The organism is Streptomyces decoyicus, assembly GCF_019880305.1.
GTDB classification, from domain to species: Bacteria; Actinomycetota; Actinomycetes; order Streptomycetales; family Streptomycetaceae; genus Streptomyces; species Streptomyces decoyicus.
Genome location: NZ_CP082301.1, coordinates 5,943,463 through 5,962,920 on the forward strand (window position 1 = coordinate 5,943,463; position 19,458 = coordinate 5,962,920).

General features: G+C 70.7%; 20 protein-coding genes and 5 tRNA genes. 19 read left to right on the plus strand and 6 right to left on the minus strand.

Going from position 1 to position 19,458, the window contains the following annotated elements; all coding sequences use genetic code 11:
• Positions 1-12: 12 nt before the first annotated feature.
• From K7C20_RS26275 to K7C20_RS26300, 6 genes are all read left to right on the plus strand, one after another.
• The gene (locus K7C20_RS26275) at positions 13-753 is read left to right on the plus strand and encodes an HAD family hydrolase (protein ID WP_030087832.1); all 741 of its coding nucleotides are present in this window, start codon (positions 13-15) and stop codon (positions 751-753) included.
• Positions 754-840: 87 nt separating this feature from the next.
• Positions 841-912, plus strand: a tRNA-Gln gene (locus K7C20_RS26280).
• A 57-nt stretch (positions 913-969) separates the two neighbouring features.
• Positions 970-1,042, plus strand: a tRNA-Glu gene (locus tag K7C20_RS26285).
• Positions 1,043-1,131: 89 nt separating this feature from the next.
• A tRNA-Glu gene (locus tag K7C20_RS26290) sits at positions 1,132-1,204 on the plus strand.
• Positions 1,205-1,220: 16 nt separating this feature from the next.
• Positions 1,221-1,292 (plus strand) — tRNA-Gln (locus K7C20_RS26295).
• Positions 1,293-1,332: 40 nt separating this feature from the next.
• Positions 1,333-1,405: transfer RNA gene (locus K7C20_RS26300), tRNA-Glu, on the plus strand.
• Between the two features lie 44 nt (positions 1,406-1,449).
• Here the strand turns inward: K7C20_RS26300 and K7C20_RS26305 are convergent.
• On the minus strand, positions 1,450-2,097 hold the full coding sequence (locus K7C20_RS26305; RefSeq protein WP_053209331.1) for a MerR family transcriptional regulator: 648 nt from the start codon (positions 2,095-2,097) through the stop codon (positions 1,450-1,452).
• 79 nt (positions 2,098-2,176) lie between these two features.
• Here K7C20_RS26305 and K7C20_RS26310 point away from each other — a divergent pair, with 79 nt between their 5' ends.
• Positions 2,177-2,659: a DUF4188 domain-containing protein gene (locus K7C20_RS26310; RefSeq protein ID WP_030087835.1), complete on the plus strand. Its 483-nt coding sequence runs from the start codon at positions 2,177-2,179 to the stop codon at positions 2,657-2,659.
• Between the two features lie 108 nt (positions 2,660-2,767).
• Here the strand turns inward: K7C20_RS26310 and ndgR are convergent, their stop codons facing one another.
• On the minus strand, positions 2,768-3,484 hold the full coding sequence (ndgR, locus tag K7C20_RS26315; RefSeq protein ID WP_026169203.1) for an IclR family transcriptional regulator NdgR: 717 nt from the start codon (positions 3,482-3,484) through the stop codon (positions 2,768-2,770).
• 174 nt (positions 3,485-3,658) lie between these two features.
• Between ndgR and leuC the strand changes: the two genes are divergently transcribed.
• The 5 genes from leuC to K7C20_RS26340 all read left to right on the plus strand — a co-directional run bounded on the left by leuC (position 3,659) and on the right by K7C20_RS26340 (position 7,139).
• On the plus strand, positions 3,659-5,089 hold the full coding sequence (gene leuC / locus K7C20_RS26320) for a 3-isopropylmalate dehydratase large subunit (protein ID WP_030087839.1): 1,431 nt from the start codon (positions 3,659-3,661) through the stop codon (positions 5,087-5,089).
• A gap of 5 nt (positions 5,090-5,094) precedes the next feature.
• Positions 5,095-5,688 (plus strand): 3-isopropylmalate dehydratase small subunit, encoded by a 594-nt coding sequence (gene leuD, locus K7C20_RS26325; RefSeq protein WP_053209343.1) that lies wholly within the window; start codon positions 5,095-5,097, stop codon positions 5,686-5,688.
• A 136-nt stretch (positions 5,689-5,824) separates the two neighbouring features.
• Positions 5,825-6,070 (plus strand): SCO5555 family protein, encoded by a 246-nt coding sequence (locus K7C20_RS26330; protein WP_030087841.1) that lies wholly within the window; start codon positions 5,825-5,827, stop codon positions 6,068-6,070.
• 125 nt (positions 6,071-6,195) lie between these two features.
• Positions 6,196-6,846: an HU family DNA-binding protein gene (locus K7C20_RS26335; RefSeq protein WP_030087843.1), complete on the plus strand. Its 651-nt coding sequence runs from the start codon at positions 6,196-6,198 to the stop codon at positions 6,844-6,846.
• Positions 6,847-6,935: 89 nt separating this feature from the next.
• The gene (locus K7C20_RS26340; protein ID WP_030087845.1) at positions 6,936-7,139 is read left to right on the plus strand and encodes a hypothetical protein; all 204 of its coding nucleotides are present in this window, start codon (positions 6,936-6,938) and stop codon (positions 7,137-7,139) included.
• Here the strand turns inward: K7C20_RS26340 and cofC are convergent.
• Positions 7,120-7,857 (minus strand): 2-phospho-L-lactate guanylyltransferase, encoded by a 738-nt coding sequence (gene cofC / locus K7C20_RS26345; RefSeq protein ID WP_053209344.1) that lies wholly within the window; start codon positions 7,855-7,857, stop codon positions 7,120-7,122. The two genes, K7C20_RS26340 and cofC, sit on opposite strands and share 20 nt — an antisense overlap.
• 140 nt (positions 7,858-7,997) lie before the next feature.
• Here cofC and K7C20_RS26350 point away from each other — a divergent pair, with 140 nt between their 5' ends.
• The 3 genes from K7C20_RS26350 to K7C20_RS26360 all read left to right on the plus strand — a co-directional run bounded on the left by K7C20_RS26350 (position 7,998) and on the right by K7C20_RS26360 (position 11,126).
• Positions 7,998-8,852, plus strand: a complete 855-nt coding sequence (locus K7C20_RS26350) for a lysophospholipid acyltransferase family protein (RefSeq protein WP_030087850.1) — start codon at positions 7,998-8,000, stop codon at positions 8,850-8,852.
• Entirely contained in the window at positions 8,849-9,850 is a 1,002-nt protein-coding gene (locus K7C20_RS26355) for an NAD(P)H-dependent glycerol-3-phosphate dehydrogenase (RefSeq protein WP_030087852.1), read from the plus strand. Before K7C20_RS26350 ends, K7C20_RS26355 begins: the two co-directional genes overlap by 4 nt.
• A 139-nt stretch (positions 9,851-9,989) precedes the next feature.
• Entirely contained in the window at positions 9,990-11,126 is a 1,137-nt protein-coding gene (locus K7C20_RS26360; protein WP_030087854.1) for a D-alanine--D-alanine ligase family protein, read from the plus strand.
• Between the two features lie 68 nt (positions 11,127-11,194).
• Here the strand turns inward: K7C20_RS26360 and K7C20_RS26365 are convergent, their stop codons facing one another.
• Both K7C20_RS26365 and K7C20_RS26370 read right to left on the minus strand, forming a co-directional pair.
• Positions 11,195-11,674: a DUF3515 domain-containing protein gene (locus K7C20_RS26365; protein ID WP_078953223.1), complete on the minus strand. Its 480-nt coding sequence runs from the start codon at positions 11,672-11,674 to the stop codon at positions 11,195-11,197.
• 21 nt (positions 11,675-11,695) lie between these two features.
• Positions 11,696-11,929 (minus strand): Lrp/AsnC ligand binding domain-containing protein, encoded by a 234-nt coding sequence (locus K7C20_RS26370; RefSeq protein WP_030087857.1) that lies wholly within the window; start codon positions 11,927-11,929, stop codon positions 11,696-11,698.
• Between the two features lie 158 nt (positions 11,930-12,087).
• Here K7C20_RS26370 and K7C20_RS26375 point away from each other — a divergent pair, with 158 nt between their 5' ends.
• Together K7C20_RS26375 and thiD are read left to right on the plus strand one after the other, a co-directional pair.
• Positions 12,088-13,056, plus strand: a complete 969-nt coding sequence (locus tag K7C20_RS26375; protein ID WP_053209332.1) for a thiamine-phosphate kinase — start codon at positions 12,088-12,090, stop codon at positions 13,054-13,056.
• Between the two features lie 91 nt (positions 13,057-13,147).
• Positions 13,148-13,963, plus strand: coding sequence for a bifunctional hydroxymethylpyrimidine kinase/phosphomethylpyrimidine kinase (gene thiD / locus K7C20_RS26380; RefSeq protein ID WP_030087863.1), 816 nt, complete (start codon positions 13,148-13,150; stop codon positions 13,961-13,963).
• A 128-nt stretch (positions 13,964-14,091) separates the two neighbouring features.
• Here the strand turns inward: thiD and rpmB are convergent, their stop codons facing one another.
• Complete coding sequence (gene rpmB, locus K7C20_RS26385) at positions 14,092-14,277, minus strand: 50S ribosomal protein L28 (protein WP_018087178.1); 186 nt, start codon at positions 14,275-14,277, stop codon at positions 14,092-14,094.
• A 232-nt stretch (positions 14,278-14,509) separates the two neighbouring features.
• Here rpmB and K7C20_RS26390 point away from each other — a divergent pair, with 232 nt between their 5' ends.
• Entirely contained in the window at positions 14,510-16,153 is a 1,644-nt protein-coding gene (locus tag K7C20_RS26390) for a DAK2 domain-containing protein (protein WP_107083408.1), read from the plus strand.
• Between the two features lie 76 nt (positions 16,154-16,229).
• On the plus strand, positions 16,230-19,265 hold the full coding sequence (locus K7C20_RS26395; RefSeq protein ID WP_053209334.1) for a helicase-related protein: 3,036 nt from the start codon (positions 16,230-16,232) through the stop codon (positions 19,263-19,265).
• Positions 19,266-19,458: the final 193 nt, after the last annotated feature.

Consider the following 19,458-nt stretch of genomic DNA (forward strand, 5'->3'; position numbering starts at 1 on the left):
TACATTGCTGTCATGCCGCCGCGCGCCGTCCTGTGGGACCTCGACGACACCCTCTTCGACTACACGGGCTCGGACCGGGCCGGCGCGCTGCGCCACCTCCGGGCCGAGGGGCTCCTTGCCGCACACGGCGGCGAGGAGGCCGCACTGGAGCGCTGGCGGTCGGTCATGGAGACCGAGTTCGCCCGCTTCCTCGCCGGCGAGGTCGGCTTCCTCGACCACCGCAGGGCCCGGGCCAGGACGTTTCTGGGGACCCCGCTCCTCCCCGACGCCGAGGCGGATGCCTGGTTCGCCCGGTACATCGCCCATTACGAGGCGTCCTGGACGCTCTTCCCGGATTCCGCGCCCGCACTGGCGGCGCTGGCACCGCTCGTACGGCAGGCCGTGCTGTCCAATGCCACCACCGCCAACCAGGAGCGCAAACTGGCCGTTCTCGGGATCCGCGGGTCCTTCGAGGCGGTGCTCTGCGCCGATGGACTGGGCTACGCCAAGCCCGCCGCGGAGGCATTCCACGGCGCCTGTAAGGCGCTTGGCCTAACGCCCGGCGAGGTGGTCTACGTCGGCGACAAGCTCGACATCGACGCGCTCGGCGCCCGGGACGCAGGGCTGTGGGCCGTATGGCTGGACCGTGCGGGCCCTGGGGAGCGGGCCGGAGAGGAGCTGCCGCAGGGGGTGCGGCGGATCGCGGGCCTGGCGGAGCTCCCCGAGCTCTTGCGCGGAGTTACCGGTTTTGGTGCGCCGTCCACGATCAGGTAATGTTCTTCCTGCGCCGCCCGAGAGGGCCGAAAGGCCCGGCCGGAAAGCGCAAACCAAACAAACCCCCCACGGGGGGTTGAGTTTTGGTGGGCTATGGTGTAATTGGCAGCACGACGGTTTCTGGTTCCGTTAGTCTAGGTTCGAGTCCTGGTAGCCCAGCAAGAGATCTTTCGGTCCACCGTGATCGTGCTGAAGGTTTCTTGATCGCAGTACCAGGCCCCCGTTGTGTAGCGGCCTAGCACGCCGCCCTCTCAAGGCGGTAGCGCCGGTTCGAATCCGGTCGGGGGTACAGATCCTTCCTCTCCGTCTCCTTCGGGTCGCTCCCGGATGCGACGATGCAGAGCCCACGCGACTCCGGTCGCGTGGAGGATCGCTAGGGCCCCCGTTGTGTAGCGGCCTAGCACGCCGCCCTCTCAAGGCGGTAGCGCCGGTTCGAATCCGGTCGGGGGTACTGGTCTAAACCACCATGGGCTATGGTGTAATTGGCAGCACGAGTGATTCTGGTTCATTTAGTCTAGGTTCGAGTCCTGGTAGCCCAGCGCGGTGTGTCCTCGGGACACGTCAACTGCAGGAAAACTTGCCCCCGTTGTGTAGCGGCCTAGCACGCCGCCCTCTCAAGGCGGTAGCGCCGGTTCGAATCCGGTCGGGGGTACAAGAAGGAAAGGCCCCCCGCATCATGCGGGGGGCCTTTTCGTGTCAACTGCCGCTGCCGAAGCGCTTGTTGGACTCCTCTGCCTCCGCCAGCCGGCGCAGGCTCAGCAGCACCGGCTCGTAGAGCACGGTCAGGGCCACCGCCGCCTCCACCTGCTCCGCCGGAGTCGTGAACTCCTCGACCAGATCCAGGTCGGCAACGGCGAGCTGCGCCGCCTGGTGTGCGTAGGGCAGCAGATGCGGGATGTCGCAGGCGTACCCGAGGCGGTGCAGTGCGGCGATGGCGCCCACGAGCATGCGGAAGGCGGGGAATTCGTCCGCGATGCCGAGGTTGAACTGCCAGCCGACCTGCCGTATCAGCTCGGTGGCGGTGCGCCGGCCGACGGCCGTGGAGGGGTCGCTCTCGTCGGGCTCCGGGCCGTGGGGGAGGGCCTCGACGGCCGTCCCCAGGCGGGAGAGCTGGTCCCGGGAGTCGTCCTCGACGGCGGCCAGGACCTCCCGGGCGGTGCCCACGGGCATCCGGCCGACCTGGATCAGCGCCCGGACCAGCCGCAGCCGCCGCAGATGCTCCTCGTCGTACTCGGACTGGGTCGCGGTGATCCGGCGGCCCGGAGGCAGCAGCCGCTCGCGCAGGTAGTACTTGATCGTGGCGGTGGACACCCCACTGCGCTCACTCAGCTCCGCCAGTCGCATACCCCTTGCACCTTTCCTTGGAGAGTGTCACTATCCAATCATGGATAGCGACGCTATCCAATGCGTCGAAGGGGGCGTCATGAGCGGTAAGCCGGAGCAAGGGCGGATGACGACGGACGGTGACCGGGAGGTGGTGGTCTTCCTCATCGGGATGCGCTTCAACAGCTGGCGGGCGGTGCGTAGTTGGCTTCCGGTGTTCCTGGCCATGCCGCGCATGATCAAGGAGCTGGCCCGGGATCCGGACAGCGGGATGATCGGCTACCGGCTGCTCCCCGGGCTGCCGAGGAACTTCGCCGTCCTGCAGTACTGGGACTCGAAGGAGAAGCTGTTCGCCTACGCCACGGATCAAAGCGGCGAGCACCGGCCGGCCTGGGCGGCGTTCAACCGGCGGGTGCGGGAGGGGCGGAACAAGGTCGGCTTCTGGCACGAGACCTACGTCGTGCCGGCGGGCTCGTACGAGAGCATCTACGTCAATATGCCGTCGTTCGGGCTGGGGGAGGCCCTGGGGACGGTGCCGGTCGGGCGGCGCGGGGAGCGGGCCGCGGACCGGATGGCCGCCTGAGTGCCCGGGGCGGCCCCGTGCGGACAGTCCGCACGGGGCCGCCCCTTTTCGGTGTCGTGACCGCAACCGACCGCGGCTCCTGCCTCGCCCCGCCCCGCCGCGGGGTGCTCAGCCGGTGCGGCGCAGGCCCTCGGAGAGGCGGGCCGCCGCGTCGATGACCGCCTGGGCGTGCATCCGGCCGGGGTGGCGGGTCAGCCGCTCGATCGGTCCGGAGACCGAGACGGCGGCCACCACGCGGTTGGAGGGGCCCCGCACGGGCGCGGAGACCGAGGCCACGCCCGGCTCGCGCTCGCCGATCGACTGGGCCCAGCCGCGGCGCCGTACGCCGGACAGGGCGGTGGCCGTGAAGCGCGCGCCCTGAAGGCCGCGGTGCAGCCGCTCGGGCTCCTCCCAGGCCATCAGGATCTGGGCGGCCGAGCCCGCCTTCATCGGGAGCGTGGAGCCGACCGGGACGGTGTCCCGCAGTCCGGACAGCCGTTCCGCCGCCGCCACACAGATCCGCATATCGCCCTGCCGGCGATAGAGCTGGGCGCTCTCGCCCGTCACATCGCGCAGATGCGTGAGCACCGGTCCTGCCGTGGCCAGCAGGCGGTCCTCGCCGGCCGCCGCGGCCAGCTCGGACAGCCGGGGGCCCAGGATGAACCGGCCCTGCATGTCCCTCGCCACCATCCGGTGGTGTTCCAGAGCCACGGCCAGCCGGTGGGCCGTGGGTCGTGCAAGCCCTGTCGCCGCGACCAGCCCGGCGAGGGTGGCCGGACCGGACTCCAGGGCACTCAAAACCAGAGCTGCCTTGTCGAGAACGCCGACGCCGCTAGAGTTGTCCATGCAACGATACTCGCGTCTCACACTGTGAAACGCAAGTTCAGTTTTCCAGGAAAGTCGTCAATCTGTAGGTGTGGCCCTGGACCAGGGCCCGGCGTAAGGCCCGGCAAGGGGATTTCTGCGGGCATCACGCACAGACGAGAAAGGCCGGCACTGCGGCCGGCCGGAGGGAAAGCGATGGGACGGACACTCGCGGAGAAGGTCTGGGACGACCATGTCGTCCGGCGCGCGGAAGGCGAGCCCGACCTTCTCTTCATCGATCTCCACCTGCTGCACGAGGTCACCAGCCCGCAGGCCTTCGACGGCCTCCGCAAGGCCGGCCGCCAGGTCCGTCGTACGGATCTGACCATCGCCACCGAGGACCACAACACCCCGACCCTCGACATCGACAAGCCGATCGCCGACCCGGTCTCGCGCACCCAGCTGGAGACGCTGCGCAAGAACTGTGCCGAGTTCGGCGTCCGGCTGCACCCGCTGGGCGATGTCGAGCAGGGCGTTGTCCACGTCGTGGGACCGCAGTTGGGACTGACCCAGCCCGGCACCACCGTGGTCTGCGGTGACAGCCACACCTCCACCCACGGAGCCTTCGGGGCGCTGGCGTTCGGCATCGGCACCAGCCAGGTCGAGCACGTCCTGGCCACCCAGACGCTGCCCCTGGCGCCCTTCAAGACCATGGCGATCACCGTGGACGGCGAGCTGCCGGACGGTGTGACGGCCAAGGACCTCATCCTGGCGATCATCGCCAGGATCGGCACCGGCGGCGGCCAGGGCTACGTCCTGGAATACCGCGGCTCGGCCATCGAGAAACTGTCGATGGAAGCCCGGATGACCATCTGCAACATGTCGATCGAGGCGGGCGCGCGGGCCGGCATGATCGCCCCCGACGCGACCACCTTCGACTACCTGGAGGGCCGTGACCACGCGCCTCGGGGCGAGGACTGGGACGCCGCGGTCGCGTACTGGAAGACGCTGCGCACCGACGACGACGCGGTCTTCGACGCCGAGGTGCACATCGACGCCTCCGCGCTGGCCCCGTTCGTCACCTGGGGCACCAACCCCGGCCAGGGTGCACCGCTTTCGGCGAACGTCCCCGACCCGGCTTCGTACGAGGACGCCTCGGAGCGCTACGCCGCCGAAAAGGCCCTGGAGTACATGGGGTTGACGGCGGGTCAGCCGCTGCGCGAGATCAACGTGGACACGGTCTTCGTAGGTTCGTGCACCAACGGCCGCATCGAGGACCTGCGCTCCGCGGCCGAGATCCTGGAAGGCCGCAAGGTCGCCGACGGCGTACGGATGCTGATCGTCCCCGGCTCGGTCCGGGTCTCCCTGGAGGCCGTCGCCGAGGGTCTGGACAAGGTCTTCACCGCGGCGGGCGCCGAATGGCGGCATGCGGGCTGCTCGATGTGCCTGGGCATGAATCCCGACCAGCTGGCACCCGGTGAGCGCTCCGCGTCCACCTCCAACCGCAACTTCGAGGGCCGGCAGGGCAAGGGCGGTCGTACGCACCTGGTCTCGCCGCAGGTCGCCGCCGCAACAGCGGTTCTCGGCCATCTGGCCTCTCCGGCCGATCTGTCCGACGCAGCCGTCGCCACGCCCGCGGGAGTCTGAGAATGATGGAAGCTTTCACCACCCACACGGGACGGGCCGTCCCGCTGCGCCGCAGCAATGTCGACACCGACCAGATCATCCCTGCTCACTGGCTCAAGAAGGTCACCCGCGACGGTTTCGAGGACGGGCTGTTCGAGGCCTGGCGCAAGGACCCGCAGTTCGTCCTCAACCAGGAGCGGTACAAGGGCGCCACGGTGCTGGTCGCGGGCCCCGACTTCGGTACCGGCTCCTCGCGGGAACACGCCGTCTGGGCGCTTCAGAACTACGGCTTCAAGGCCGTCATCTCCTCGCGGTTCGCCGACATCTTCCGTGGCAACTCCCTCAAGAACGGGCTGCTGACGGTGGTCCTGCCGCAGGAGACCGTCGACCGGCTCCAGCAGCTGCTGGAGGCCGACCCGGCCGCCGAGGTGACGGTTGACCTGGTCGGCAGGCAGGTACGAGCCGAGGGCGTCACCGCCGACTTCGAGCTGGACGAGAACGCCCGTTGGCGGCTGCTGGAGGGGCTGGACGACATCAGCCTCACCCTTCGGGAGGAGTCGTCCATCGTGGATTACGAGGCGAACAGGCCGTCGTTCAAGCCGCGTACTATCGAGGTCTGACCTCGGGTTTTATGGCTCAAAGCTATATTGCGTACGATGCGCCCCCTGTGCAGTTGGCAGGGGGCGCTTCTGCTTGTTCAGGCGGCTGTTGAGGCCCCGTGAAGCGACAACTCGCCGCAGATGGCACAATTAGCGCATGGAACGCGACGACCAACTCGAGCTCTACGGTCTCGTCGCCGACCGGCTCAAGGACGCACATACAAGAGTGCGCACACTGCAAGTCCCGGAGGGCGTACGGATGGCGCTGACCCGGAAGCTGCTCGTCATCACGGCCGCGGCTAAACACGATCTTGCGGACGCGGCAAGGCGTCTGGAGTGGTTCATCGAAGACCTCGACGAAGGTCGCTATCCCGAAGATGTGCGCGCCGACGGAAGTCCGTGAAGGTCGACTTCGTTGCGGCACAAGGGTGATTAGCCCGTTTCGTGTTTGATTTGCGGTATATATCTGCCTAACGTGCGAAAAAGCTTGGAATCTTTCGTTCCAGCAATGTCTCCGAAGGGGAAGACGTGAACAAGGCGCAGCTCGTAGAAGCCATTGCCGACAAGCTCGGCGGCCGCCAGAACGCCGCGGACGCGGTGGACGCCGTACTGGACGCAATCGTCCGTTCAGTTGTCTCCGGCGACCGCGTTTCGGTCACCGGATTCGGCTCGTTCGAGAAGGTCGACCGTCCGGCCCGCTACGCCCGCAACCCGCAGACGGGTGAGCGCGTACGGGTCAAGAAGACCTCGGTGCCGCGTTTCCGCGCCGGTCAGGGGTTCAAGGACCTGGTGAGCGGCTCGAAGAAGCTCCCCAAGGGCGGAGAGGTCGCGGTCAAGAAGGCACCCAAGGGAAGCCTCTCCGGTGGCACCGCCATCAAGAAGGCCGCCGCCAAGAAGGCCACCGCCAAGAAGGCGACGGCGAAGAAGACGACGGCGAAGAAGGCCGCGGCGAAGAAGGCGACGCCGGCGAAGAAGACCACCGCCAAGAAGACCACGGCGAAGAAGACCGCCACGAAGGCCACCGCCAAGAAGGCGGCCCCGGCCAAGAAGACCACCGCCAAGAAGGCGACGGCGAAGAAGACCGCCCCTGCCAAGAAGGCAACGGCGAAGAAGGCCCCCGCGAAGAAGGCCACCGCACGCAAGACCACCGCCAAGAAGACCACCGCGCGCAAGCGTTAATTCAGCAGCGGCGACGCCACGCGTCGGGCCGGTCTCCCTTCGGGGAGCCCGGCCCGCGGTGCGTCCGGGGGCCGTCTAGGCTCTCTTCCATGCAGGCCACCGCGTATACGTACGACTCCGAGACCCGCTCCGGCAGCGTGCTGCTGGACGACGGCACCCCGCTGCCCTTCGACGCGGCGGCCTTCGACGCCGGCGGCCTGTTGCTGCTGCGGCCCGGTCAGCGGGTCCGTATCGACGTCACCGGCGAAGGGGACGACCGGCACATCGCCCTGATCACGCTCCAGACGCTCTGACCTGCGGCGGCAGCAGCCGTTGCGGTCCGTCCGGCGTGGCCGCCCCGGTTGCCGCGTCGCCCGCCAGATGCGGCGCCTGGAGTGCCGTGTGCGGGCCCACGCCCAGCGCCAGCGCGGCCAGCAGGTCCTCGCCGGTGTCCACGTCCCGCCGTACCGAGGGCACCCCGGGCGCGGTGATCTCGTGCGCGCCGGATGCCAGGTGGCGGGCCCGTGACGCACTTCCGAATGCCGGTTCCAATTCCACTCCGGAAGTCGCGGTCAGAAGTGTTGTCCCGATATCCGCCGCATCCGCGAGAAATGCGCGGGGAAATAGCGAAGCGGAATGGAGCACCAGTTCCAGCTCGGCGGGCCGCAGCGCGGGAAGGTCGGCGTTCAGCGCGGCGACCGCCGCGCCCGGGCGACGCGCCCGGACGGCGTTCGCTCCATGGGCGAGCGCGGCGTTGAGCCCGCGGGCCGGTGTGTCGGGCACGATGCGCGCTCCCAGCGCCGCCAGCCGCTCGCCGGCCGTCCGGTCGTCCGTGACAACCGCCACATCCCGGACGTCCTTGCAGGCCAGGGCCGCTGCCACGGTATCCAGGGCGAACGCGAGGGCCAGTCGGGGCCGGAACTCCTCTCCGGCGGCCCCGGAGAGCCTGCTCTTGGCCCGCACCAGCGGTTTCAGCGGCACGACCAGGCTCCAGGCCGCCTCTGCTTCGCCCTCTGCTCCGTCTCTTCGCATCGGCGCCATTCTCACCTGCTGCCGCCGCTCTGCGGGAGCGTCGGGGTTACGGTGTCCTCGACATAGCGGGTACCTGGGGCGACACTTGTGCGGCTGCCGGCCCGCAGCAGCTTTGCAGGTCCCACAAGGAGGGTGTCCCAGTGTCCCGCCGCAGAATCGGCTTCTGGTACCGCTTGGCCGCGGTCATCTGCAAACCGCCGCTCTTGGTTCTGTTCAAGCGGGACTGGCAGGGAATGGAGCACATTCCGGCCGACGGCGGATTTATCACCGCGGTCAACCACAACTCGTATCTTGATCCGCTCTCGTATGCGCACTATCAGTACAACACCGGGCGGGTCCCCCGATTCCTCGCCAAGGCCGGACTCTTCAAGAGCGGCTTTGTGGGCCTGATGATGCGCGGCACCGGACAGATCCCCGTGTACCGGGAAACCACCGACGCCGCGACCGCGTTCCGCGCCGCCGTCGACGCCATCGACAAGGGCGAATGCGTCGCCTTCTACCCCGAGGGCACCCTCACCCGCGACCCCGACCTGTGGCCCATGCAGGGCAAGACCGGTGCCGCCCGGGTGGCGTTGCTGACCAAGGCGCCGGTCATCCCCGTCGCGCAGTGGGGCGCCAATGACGCGATGCCGCCGTACGCCAAGGAGAAGAAGCTCCGCCTGCTGCCGCGCAAGACGCTGCGGGTGAAGGCGGGGCCGCCGGTCGACCTGAGCGCGTACTACGACCGCGAGCCGACCGCCGAGGTGCTGCGCGCCGCCACGGACGTCATCATGGCCGCGATCTCCGAGCAGCTGGCCGGCCTCCGCGGCGAGCCCGCCCCGGCCGAACCGTACGACTGGCGCAAGGCGATCGCCCGGGAGCGCCGCGCCGCCCGCGAGGCCGCCAAGGCCGCCACAGCGGCCGCTGCCGCCGCCGAGCCGGCCGCCGCCACCGAACCGGCCGTCGGCAAGCAGGCCCGAAGCACCCAGCAGGCACAGGAGGATGAAAGCAAGTGACGCGCTGCGCCGTCTACGGCACGGGGTCCTGGGGTACCGCCTTCGCGATGGTGCTCGCCGACGCGGGATGCGAGGTGACCCTGTGGGGGCGCCGGGCGGCCCTGGTCGACGCCATCAACAACGGCCGTACGAACCCTGACTATCTGCCGGGGATCGAGCTCCCCGCGTCCGTACGGGCCACCACCGACCCGGCACAGGCAGCACGCGGCGCGGAGTTCGCCGTGCTGGCCGTGCCCGCCCAGACGCTGCGCGGCAATCTCGCCGAATGGGCGCCCCTGCTGCCCGACGGCACGGTCCTGGTCTCCCTGATGAAGGGCGTCGAACTGGGCACCGCCAAGCGCATGAGCGAGGTCATCGAGGAGGTCGCCAAGGTGCCGGCGGAGCAGGTCGCCGTGCTGACCGGCCCCAACCTCGCCAAGGAGATCGCCGCCCGGCAGCCGGCCGCCGCGGTCGTCGCGTGCGCCGACGAGGCGGTTGCCCAGCGGTTCCAGACCGCCTGCCACACCTCCTACTTCCGCCCGTACACCAACACCGACGTGGTGGGCTGTGAACTGGGCGGCGCGGTCAAGAACGTCATCGCGCTCGCCGTCGGCATCGCCACCGGCATGGGCCTGGGCGACAACGCCAAGGCGTCCCTGATCACCCGCGGTCTGGCCGAGACCACCCGGCTCGGCCTCGCCATGGGCGCCGACGCGCACACCTTCGCGGGTCTGGCCGGCATGGGCGACCTCGTCGCCACCTGCTCCTCGCCGCTGTCGCGCAACAACACCTTCGGCACCAACCTCGGCCGCGGAATGACGCTCCAGGAGACCATCGCGGTCACCAAGCAGACCGCCGAGGGCGTCAAGTCCTGCGAATCCGTACTGGATCTGGCCCGCAGGCACGGCGTCGACATGCCGCTCACCGAGACGGTCGTGGAGATCGTCCACGAGGGCAAGCCGCCGATGGTCGCCCTCAAGGAGCTGATGTCGCGCAGCGCCAAGTCCGAACGGCACTGAACCCGGAGCCGAAGCATCCGGCCGGGCGCCGCTGGGCGGGGTCCGTGGCCCGCGGCACCCCCGCCGCCGTGGGCGCGACGCCACCAACGGCCGCCGCAGCACTGACTCCGCGCCGGTCAGCAGGTACCCTCAACCCGATATGAGCAGCGAGACCTCCCCACACAAGCCCCGCGTCGCCGTCGTGTTCGGCGGCCGCAGCTCCGAGCACGCGATCTCCGTGCTCACGGCCGGCGCCGTGCTGCGCGCCATCGACCGTGACAAGTACGACGTGCTGCCCATCGGCATCACCACCGACGGCCGCTGGGCGCTCACCGCCGACGACCCCGAGCGGATGGCCATCGCGGACCGGCGGCTGCCCAGCGTGGCCGAGCTCGCCGAGTCCACCGAGGGCGGCGTGGTGCTCCCCGTCGACCCCACCAACCGCGAGGTCGTCTACAGCGAACCGGGCTCGGTGCCCAAGGCGCTGGGCGAGGTCGACGTGGTCTTCCCGGTGCTGCACGGCCCCTACGGCGAGGACGGCACCCTGCAAGGCCTGCTGGAGCTCTCCGGTGTGCCCTACGTCGGCTCGGGCGTCCTCTCCTCCGCCGTCGGCCAGGACAAGGACTACATGAAGCGGGTGTTCGCTTCCTTCGGGCTGCCGGTCGGCCCGTACGAGGTCATCCGCCCGCGCGAGTGGGAAAAGGATCCGGCAGCCGCCCGCAGGAAGATCGTGGACTTCGCCGGCGAGCACGGCTGGCCGCTCTTCGTGAAGCCCGCCCGGGCCGGCTCGTCCATGGGCATCACCAAGGTCGACGACCTCGCGGGCCTGGACGAGGCGGTCGAGGAGGCCCGCCGGCACGATCCCAAGATCCTCGTGGAGTCGCTGCTGAGCGGCCGCGAGATCGAGTGCGGGGTGCTGGAGTTCGAGGACGGCCCGCGGGCCAGCGTGCCGGCCGAGATCCCGCCGGTCACCGCGCACGACTTCTACGACTTCGAGGCCAAGTACATCGACTCGGCCGACGGGATCGTGCCGGCGCCGCTGACCGCCGAGCAGACCGCCGAGGTCCAGGAGCTGGCCGTCGCGGCCTTCGAGGCGGCGTCCTGCGAGGGCCTGGTGCGCGCGGACTTCTTCCTTCAGGACAACGGCGAGTTCGTGATCAACGAGATCAACACGCTCCCCGGATTCACGCCCATCTCGATGTACCCGCGGATGTGGCAGGAGAGCGGCGTGAGCTACCCGGAGCTGATCGACCGGCTCCTCCAGGCCGCGCTGGAGCGCTCCACGGGCCTGCGCTGAGCCCGGTGCCGGCCCCCGGCGGCCGGCCCGTACGGCGTGCGGGACCGGGCTGATCAGGGAAAGAAGCCCTAGATCCCCACGGGAACGGTCTTCTTCACGGCGCGCCCGAGATCGGTGAGCACATCGACCTCGGGCGCGTACTTCCCGGGAACGGTCACCTCGACGAAGGCCTTCCGCAGCACCGTCGTGAAGCGATAGCCGTCCTCCTGCTTCTCGAAGAGCCATTCGACCCCATTGACTTCCGCCGCGTCGGCCTTGGGGTTGTAATGTTCACTCCCGTACGTCAGGACGTCGGGCTTCGGCACCCCGCAGCGCAGTTTCACGGCAGGATCGCCCCATATGGCAGTGAAGTCGGAGACGGGCTCGGGAGTACCCCGCTTCAGCCCGTCCACGGTCTGCGGCAACTCCTTGTGGAGCGCCTTGCAGTGCCGCGCCGCCTCACCCTTGGGGGAGGGTACGGCCACGTCTTCGGAAGCGGAGCAGCTCACCGCGGCGAACAGCACCGTGAGCAGGGGGAGGGCCAGGTACCGGCGGCGCGTGGAGATCACCCGGCCGAGGATACGGGGGAGCTAGAGATGGACGACCGGGCAGGTAAGGGTGCGCGTGATGCCTTCCACTTGCTGGACCTTCGCGACCACCATGCGGCCCAGCTCATCGACGGTTTCGGCCTGTGCGCGCACGATGACGTCATAGGGCCCGGTCACGTCCTCGGCCTGCAGCACACCGTGGATCGTGGAGATCACCTCAGCTACCGCCGAGGCCTTGCCGACCTCGGTCTGGATCAGGATGTAGGCCTGTACCACGGAACCTCCAGGGCGGCTACGAGGATCATGTGGGAAGAAGGGACGCCACGGTACCGCGTCACCGAGCGGAGCGGGGAGACCCGCGCGGTGAACACCGCAAGTGCGGCACAGTCGTCAGCCACGTACGGACCGTCCGTACACATGGGAAGGGCAACAGCATGAAGGGCACCGTGGGCGAGCTGGGGGAGTTCGGGCTGATCAGGGAGCTCACCTCCCGGCTCACCACCACTCCGGCCGTACGGATCGGGCCGGGTGACGATGCCGCGGTGGTCACCGCGCCGGACCGGAGGGTGGTCGCCAGCACCGACATCCTCCTGGAGGGCCGGCACTTCAGGCGCGACTGGTCCACCGCCTACGACGTCGGCCGCAAGGCCGCCGCCCAGAACCTCGCCGACATCGCGGCGATGGGCGCGGTGCCCACCGCGATCCTGCTCGGCCTGGTCGTGCCCGCGGAGCTCCCCGCGACCTGGCCGACCGAGCTGATGGACGGGCTGCGCGACGAATGCCAGGTGGCCGGCGCCGCGGTCGTCGGCGGGGACGTCGTACGCGGTGACACCATCACCGTCGCGATCACCGCGCTCGGCGATCTGCGCAACCAGGAGCCGGTCACCCGCGCCGGTGCCCAGCCCGGCGATGTGGTCGCGGTGACCGGCTGGCTCGGCTGGTCCGCCGCCGGGCACGCCGTCCTCTCCCGCGGCTTCCGCTCGCCGCGCGCCTTCGTGGAGGCCCACCGCCGCCCCGAGCCGCCGTACCACGCGGGCCCGGCGGCCGCCGGACTCGGCGCCACCGCCATGACGGACGTCAGCGACGGCCTGGTCGCCGACCTCGGGCACATCGCCGAGGCCAGCAAGGTCCGGATCGATCTGCGCTCCGCCGGTATCGACATCCCCTCGCAGATGTCCGACATCGGCACGGCCGTGGGCGTGGACCCGATGCAGTGGGTGCTCAACGGCGGCGAGGACCATGCGATCGTGGCCACTTTCCCGCCCGATGTGAAGCTGCCCGCCCGGTGGAAGGTCATCGGCGAGGTGCTCAACCCCTCCGCGCTGCCCCAGGTGACGGTGGACGGCGCCCCGTGGGCCAAGGCCGGCTGGGACCACTTCGGGGACAACGGGGACGCCGACTAGGGCCCGTACGGGCCACGGACGACGCGGGTACGGGCGAAGCCGGTACGGGCGCCCGCAGGTCCGAGGGGCGCCGCCGAGTAGATTCGGCGGTATGCACATACCTCCACGCGTCCTGACCGTCGCCGGGTCCGACTCCGGCGGCGGCGCGGGCATCCAGGCCGACCTGAAGACGATGCTGGCGCTCGGCACCCACGGCATGAGCGTGGTCACCGCCGTCACCGCCCAGAACTCCCTGGGAGTACAGGGCGCGTGGGAGCTGCCGGCCGAGGCCGTACGGGCCCAGTTCCGCAGCGTCGTCGACGACATCGGCGTGCAGGCGGTGAAGACCGGGATGCTCTCCTCGGCCGAACTCGTCGAGACCGTCGCCGAACTGCTCGCCGAACTGCGGGTACCAGTGGTCGTCGACCCCGTAGGCGTCTCCAAGCACGGCGACGCGCTGCTCGCCGCCACCGCCCTGGACGCGGTCCGCACCGCGCTGCTGCCGACCGCCACCGTCGCCACACCCAACCTGGACGAGGTCGCCCAGCTGACCGGGATCCGCGTCGAGGAGGAGGCCGATATGCGCCGGGCGGCCGCCGCGGTCCTGGACTTCGGGCCGCGCTGGGCGCTCATCAAGGGCGGCCATCTGACGGCCGGGCACGGGGACGGCGGCAGCGCCGTCGATCTGCTCACCGACGGCACCGAGGAGCACTGGCTGCGCGCCCCCCGCCACGACAACCGGCACACCCACGGCACCGGCTGCACCCTCGCCAGCGCGCTCGCCGCGCAGCTCGCCAAGGGGGACACCGTCCCGCAGGCCGCCGCGGCGGCGAAGGACTATGTCACCGGCGCCCTCGCGGCCGGCTTCCGGCTGGGCGCGGGCATCGGCCCCGTGGACCACGGCTGGCGCCGGCGCGACGCGCACTGACCACAGGCACCGGCGCTCCACGGGCGAAGCGTCCGCGGCGCCGGGCCCCGGGAAAGGCAGAAGCCGGTCCACCACGAAGGTGGACCGGCTTCGCAAGCAACCGGTTGGGCTGCGCTACGGCTTAGGCGTCAGCGCGAGACCTTGCCGGCCTTGATGCACGAGGTGCAGGCGTTCAGCCGCTTCGGCGTGCGCCCGATCACTGCACGCACCGTCTGGATGTTGGGGTTCCAACGACGGTTGGTACGGCGATGCGAGTGCGAGACACTCTTGCCGAAGCCCGGCCCCTTGCCGCAGACGTCGCAGTTGGCAGCCACGGGTCACTCCAAAGACTTCAGATGCACTTACGGTGAAATCCCGACGAGCCGAGTGCATTGCCCGAACGGCACCGTCAGGAGAGGAATGGCCCGATTCTCATCGGGCAACCGGAGCAGCATACAACGACCGCTCCCGTAGAACGAAACTACCACGCACCCCCGGGCCCCCGCCCCGGCCCTCCCGCCGGAGCGCGGCTACTGTGCGGTGCATCCCGCGACCCAGGAGGACGACGTGCCGTACCCGCTCGACGCCGCCGCGGTCCGCTCCTGGTGCGGGCTGGCACTGGAGGCGCTCGGCCGGGAACGCGAGCGGATCGACGCGATCAACGTCTACCCGGTGGCCGACGGCGACACCGGCACCAACCTCTATCTGACGCTCGAATCGGCCGCCCGCGCGGTCGAGGCCGCCTTCGACGGGCACGCCTCGGCCGGCACCGCACCCCGCCTCGCGGACGCCATCGGGGCCATGGCGCACGGCGCCCTCATCGGGGCGCGCGGCAACTCCGGCACGATCGTGGCGCAGCTGCTGCGCGGGATGACCGAGGTGCTGGCCGCCACCGACGGCTCCGCGGACGCACTGTGCCGGGCGCTGCGCCGGGCCGCCGCATCGACGTACGAGGCCGTCGCCCACCCCGTGGAAGGCACCGTCCTGACGGTGGCGACCGCCGCGGCCGACGCGGCGGAGCGGGCCGTGGGCGAAACCGCCGGGGCCGCCGAGGTCGCCCGCGCCGCCCATGAGGGGGCACGGACGGCGCTCCGGGCGACCCCCGGGCAGCTCGCGGTCCTGGGCCGGGCCGGTGTCGTGGACGCCGGCGGCTGCGGGCTCGTCGCGCTGCTGGGCGCGCTCGCCGATGTGCTGTCCGGTGAGGTCACGGCGGCGCCGGTCGCCGTACGGGCCGACGCCCCGCTCCCCGAGGCGGCCGGCTGCGAGGCCGCGGGCCGGGTGGCGGCGGCCGGCTGCGCGGACCCGGACGGGCCCGCCTTCGAGGTGATCTATCTCCTGGAGGCCGACGACGCCGCTGTGGCGCGGCTGCGGACCCGGCTCGACGGGCTCGGCGACTCGCTGGTGGTGGTCGGCGGGGACGGTCTGTGGAACGTCCATGTCCATGTCGACGACGCGGGCGCCGCCGTGGAGGCCGGTATCGAGGCGGGCCGCCCCTACCGGATCCGTATCCAGCACTTCGGGGGCGCCCGCATCAAGGAGCCGGAGATGACGGCGCGTGCCGTGGTCGCGGTGGTGCCCGGCGCCGGGCTCGCCGCACTGTGCGCGGAGGCCGGCGCGACCCCTGTCTCCGTACGCCCCGGAGAGCCGCCCGCCAGCGGCGAACTGGTGCAGGCGATCCGGCAGGCGCACGCCCGTGAGGTGATGCTGCTGCCGAACGACCACGACCTGCGGCACACCGCTGCGGCCGCCGCCGAACAGGCCCGTACCGAAGGCGTACGGGTCGCCCTCATCCCCACCCGCTCCGCCGTCCAGGGCATCGCGGCGCTGGCCGTGCACGAACCGGGCCGCAGCTTCGACGAGGACGTGGTCGCGATGACTGCGGCCGCGGGGGCCACCCGCTACGCCGAGCTGGCCCTCGCCGAGCGGCAGTCGTGGACGATGGCAGGCGTCTGCCAGGCCGGGGACGTTCTCGGGCTGATCGACGGGGACGTCGTGGTGATCGGCTCCGAGCTCACCGGTACGGCGATGACCGTGCTCGACCGGATGCTGTCCGCGGGCGGGGAGATGGTGACCCTGGTCCTCGGCGCGGAGGTGCCCGACGGGCTCGCCGAGCGGCTGGAGGGCTATGTCCGCGAGCACCATCTCGCCGTGGACACGGTCGTCTACGACGGCGGCCAGCACGCTGCGCCGCTGCTCATCGGCGTGGAGTGAGAGCGCAGGGCCCGGGTGAGCGCGCCGGGCCGGTGAGCGGGCCACGATTGTCACAGGCGTGGTGTGCAATAGATGCGTGGCAGCGCTCGACGAACCTCTGAAGAAAATCCTCGGTGGCACCACCGCGAAGGTGCTGGCCGAGCATCTCGACCTGCAAACGGTCGGCGATCTCTTGCATCACTACCCGCGCCGCTATGCCGAGCGCGGCGAACTGACCCGGCTCGCCGACCTCCCGCTGGACGAACATGTCACGGTCGTCGCGCAGGTGGCGGATGCCCGGGTGATGAAGTTCAACGGCGGCCGGGGACAGCGCCTCGAAGTGACGCTCACCGACGGCAGCGGCCGGCTCCGGCTGGTCTTCTTCGGCAAGGGCATTCACAAGCCCCACAAAGACCTGCTCCCGGGGCGCCGCGCGATGTTCGCCGGCAAGGTGTCGGTCTTCAACCGCAAGCTCCAGCTCGCCCACCCCGAATACGAACTCCTCGACGGTGACGAGAGCGGAGCCGACGCGGTCAACGCCTTCGCCGGCCAGCTGCTGCCGATCTATCCGGCTTGCCAGCAGATGGCGTCCTGGAAGATCGCCAAGGCGGTCGACGCGGTGCTGCCCAGCGCGCAGGACGCCGTCGATCCGCTGCCCGAAGCGCTCCGCGAGGGCCGGGAACTGGTCCCGCTCACCGAGGCGCTGCTCAAGATCCACCGTCCGGCCACCAAGGCCGACATCGCCGCCGCGCGGGACCGGCTGAAGTGGGACGAGGCGTTCGTCCTCCAGGTCGCACTCGCCCGGCGCCGCATGGCCGAGACCCAACTCCCCGCGGTCGCCAGGACCTTGGTGGCGGGCGGCATCCTCGATGCCTTCGACGCCAAGCTGCCCTTCACGCTCACCGACGGCCAGCAGAAGGTCAGCCGGGAGATCTTCGACGATCTGGCGACCGAGCACCCCATGCACCGCCTCCTCCAGGGCGAGGTGGGCTCCGGCAAGGCCCAGCCGCTCGATGCGCTGGTGCTGACGCCGCGCGGCTTCCGTCCCATGGGGGAGATGACCGTCGGCACCGAAGTGGTGGTGCCCAGCGGTGAGCTCGCCGTGGTGGACGGGGTCTTTCCGCAGGGCGAGCGGGAGGTGTGGCGGCTGGTGCTCTCGGACGGGAGCGCCGTCGAGTGCGATGAAGAGCATCTGTGGATCGTCGGGGCCCGCGGTACGGGTGAGCAGGTACGGACGACGCGTGAGCTGCGGGGCGATCTGCTGGAGGCCGACGGCCGGCCCAAGTGGTCCATCGCGGCGGCCACGCCGGTGGATCTGGAGGGCGGTGAGGACCGGCCGCTCGATCCCTACGGGGTGGGGAGGGCGCTGGCCGGCGGCAGCGGCGACCGCCCGGCGGACCGGGTGCCGTCCGCGTACCGCAACGCCCCCCTGAAGGACCGGCTGGCCGTGGTGCAGGGGCTGATGGATGCCGGCGGGCAGCCCGCGGGGGGTGCCGCGGTGTACCGCTCGGCGGCCGGTCCGCTGGCCGGTGACCTCGCCTGGCTGGTGCGCTCCCTGGGGGGCCGCGCCCAGCTCCATCCCGTACACCACGGCGCGTACGACGTCTCCGTGGCCTTGCCGGCCGCGTATCCGCCCTTCCGCGACCAGGTCCCCGTTCCTGCGGTGACGCGCGGGGACGGCGCCCACCCGGAGGGCGGCGGCTTCCGGCGCACCGTCCGGGCCATCGAGCACGTCGGCCGCAAGCCCGTCCAGTGCATCAGCGTCCGGCACCCCGGCCACGCCTATGTGACCGACCACTTCACCGTCACCCACAACACCATGGTGGCGCTGCGCGCCATGCTCGGCGTGGTCGACAGCGGCGGCCAGGCGGCGATGCTGGCGCCGACCGAGGTCCTCGCCCAGCAGCACCACCGCTCGATCACCGAGATGATGGGCGAGCTGGCCGAGGGCGGGATGCTCGGCGGCGCGGAGAAGGGCACCAAGGTGGTGCTGCTGACCGGCTCCATGGGCGCCGCCGCCCGTCGGCAGGCGCTGCTCGACCTGGTCACCGGCGAGGCCGGGATCGTCGTCGGGACCCACGCCCTGATCGAGGACAAGGTGCAGTTCCACGACCTGGGCCTGGTCGTCGTCGACGAACAGCACCGCTTCGGCGTCGAGCAGCGGGACGCGCTGCGCGGCAAGGGCAAGCAGCCGTCGCATCTCCTGGTCATGACGGCCACCCCCATTCCGCGTACGGTCGCCATGACCGTCTTCGGTGATCTGGAGACCTCCGTCCTGGACCAACTCCCCGCCGGACGTTCGCCGATCGCCACCCATGTGGTGCCCGCCAAGGACAAGCCGCACTTCCTCGCGCGCGCCTGGGAGCGGGTCCGCGAAGAGGTGGCGGCCGGCCATCAGGGCTATGTGGTGTGCCCGCGGATCGGCGACGAGGAGGAGGCGCCCAAGGGGGCGAAGAAAGCGGCGGGCTCCAAGGGTGCGGCGGCCAAGGAGAGTTCACCGGAGGACGCGGAGGAGAAGCGGCCGCCGCTCGCGGTCCTCGACATCGCCGAGCAGCTCGCCCAGGGACCGCTCGACGGGCTGCGGGTGGCGGTCCTCCACGGCCGGATGGCGCCGGACGACAAGGACGACGTGATGCGCCGGTTCGCCGCGGGCGAGCTGGATGTGCTGGTCGCGACGACGGTTATCGAGGTCGGGGTGAACGTCCCGAACGCCACCGCCATGGTGATCATGGATGCCGACCGCTTCGGTGTCTCCCAGCTCCACCAGCTGCGCGGCCGGGTCGGCCGTGGCACGGCGCCCGGTCTGTGCCTGCTGGTCAGCGAGATGCCCGAGGCCAGCCCGGCGCGCGCCCGGCTCGCCGCCGTGGCGGGCACCCTCGACGGCTTCGAACTCTCCCGTATCGACCTGGAACAGCGGCGCGAGGGCGATGTCCTCGGCCAGGCGCAGTCCGGCGTCCGCTCCTCGCTGCGGATGCTCGCGGTCATCGACGACGAGGAGGTGATCGCTGCCGCCCGCGAGGAGGCCACCGCGCTGGTCGCCGCCGACCCCGAGCTGACCGGCTTCCCCGAGCTGCGGATCGCCCTGTCCGCCCTGCTGGACGAGGAACGGGAGCAGTATCTGGACAAGGGGTGAGCGTGGGCCGAGGCCCTGGCCGGGCCGCGGCCGGCGGGCTTCCGGCCGCGCGCCACGGCGCCGGGCCGCCCGTCGCCACGTGAGATCGATCACCGCTCCATGCGCTTCCGGGGAGCCCCGGCCGGACCCGGGGCGTCGGCCGACGGAATATCGTGGAGGAGCGGCGGAGCCTGCCCGGCTCCTGCCCACCACA

Coding starts and splice junctions, on each gene's coding strand:
- K7C20_RS26275 (WP_030087832.1), top strand. CDS start 13: ATGCCGCCGCGCGCCGTCCTGTGGGACCTCGACGACACCCTCTTCGAC.
- K7C20_RS26305 (WP_053209331.1), bottom strand. CDS start 2,097: ATGCGACTGGCGGAGCTGAGTGAGCGCAGTGGGGTGTCCACCGCCACG.
- K7C20_RS26310 (WP_030087835.1), top strand. CDS start 2,177: ATGAGCGGTAAGCCGGAGCAAGGGCGGATGACGACGGACGGTGACCGG.
- ndgR (WP_026169203.1), bottom strand. CDS start 3,484: ATGGACAACTCTAGCGGCGTCGGCGTTCTCGACAAGGCAGCTCTGGTT.
- leuC (WP_030087839.1), top strand. CDS start 3,659: ATGGGACGGACACTCGCGGAGAAGGTCTGGGACGACCATGTCGTCCGG.
- leuD (WP_053209343.1), top strand. CDS start 5,095: ATGGAAGCTTTCACCACCCACACGGGACGGGCCGTCCCGCTGCGCCGC.
- K7C20_RS26330 (WP_030087841.1), top strand. CDS start 5,825: ATGGAACGCGACGACCAACTCGAGCTCTACGGTCTCGTCGCCGACCGG.
- K7C20_RS26340 (WP_030087845.1), top strand. CDS start 6,936: ATGCAGGCCACCGCGTATACGTACGACTCCGAGACCCGCTCCGGCAGC.
- cofC (WP_053209344.1), bottom strand. CDS start 7,857: ATGCGAAGAGACGGAGCAGAGGGCGAAGCAGAGGCGGCCTGGAGCCTG.
- K7C20_RS26360 (WP_030087854.1), top strand. CDS start 9,990: ATGAGCAGCGAGACCTCCCCACACAAGCCCCGCGTCGCCGTCGTGTTC.
- K7C20_RS26375 (WP_053209332.1), top strand. CDS start 12,088: ATGAAGGGCACCGTGGGCGAGCTGGGGGAGTTCGGGCTGATCAGGGAG.
- thiD (WP_030087863.1), top strand. CDS start 13,148: ATGCACATACCTCCACGCGTCCTGACCGTCGCCGGGTCCGACTCCGGC.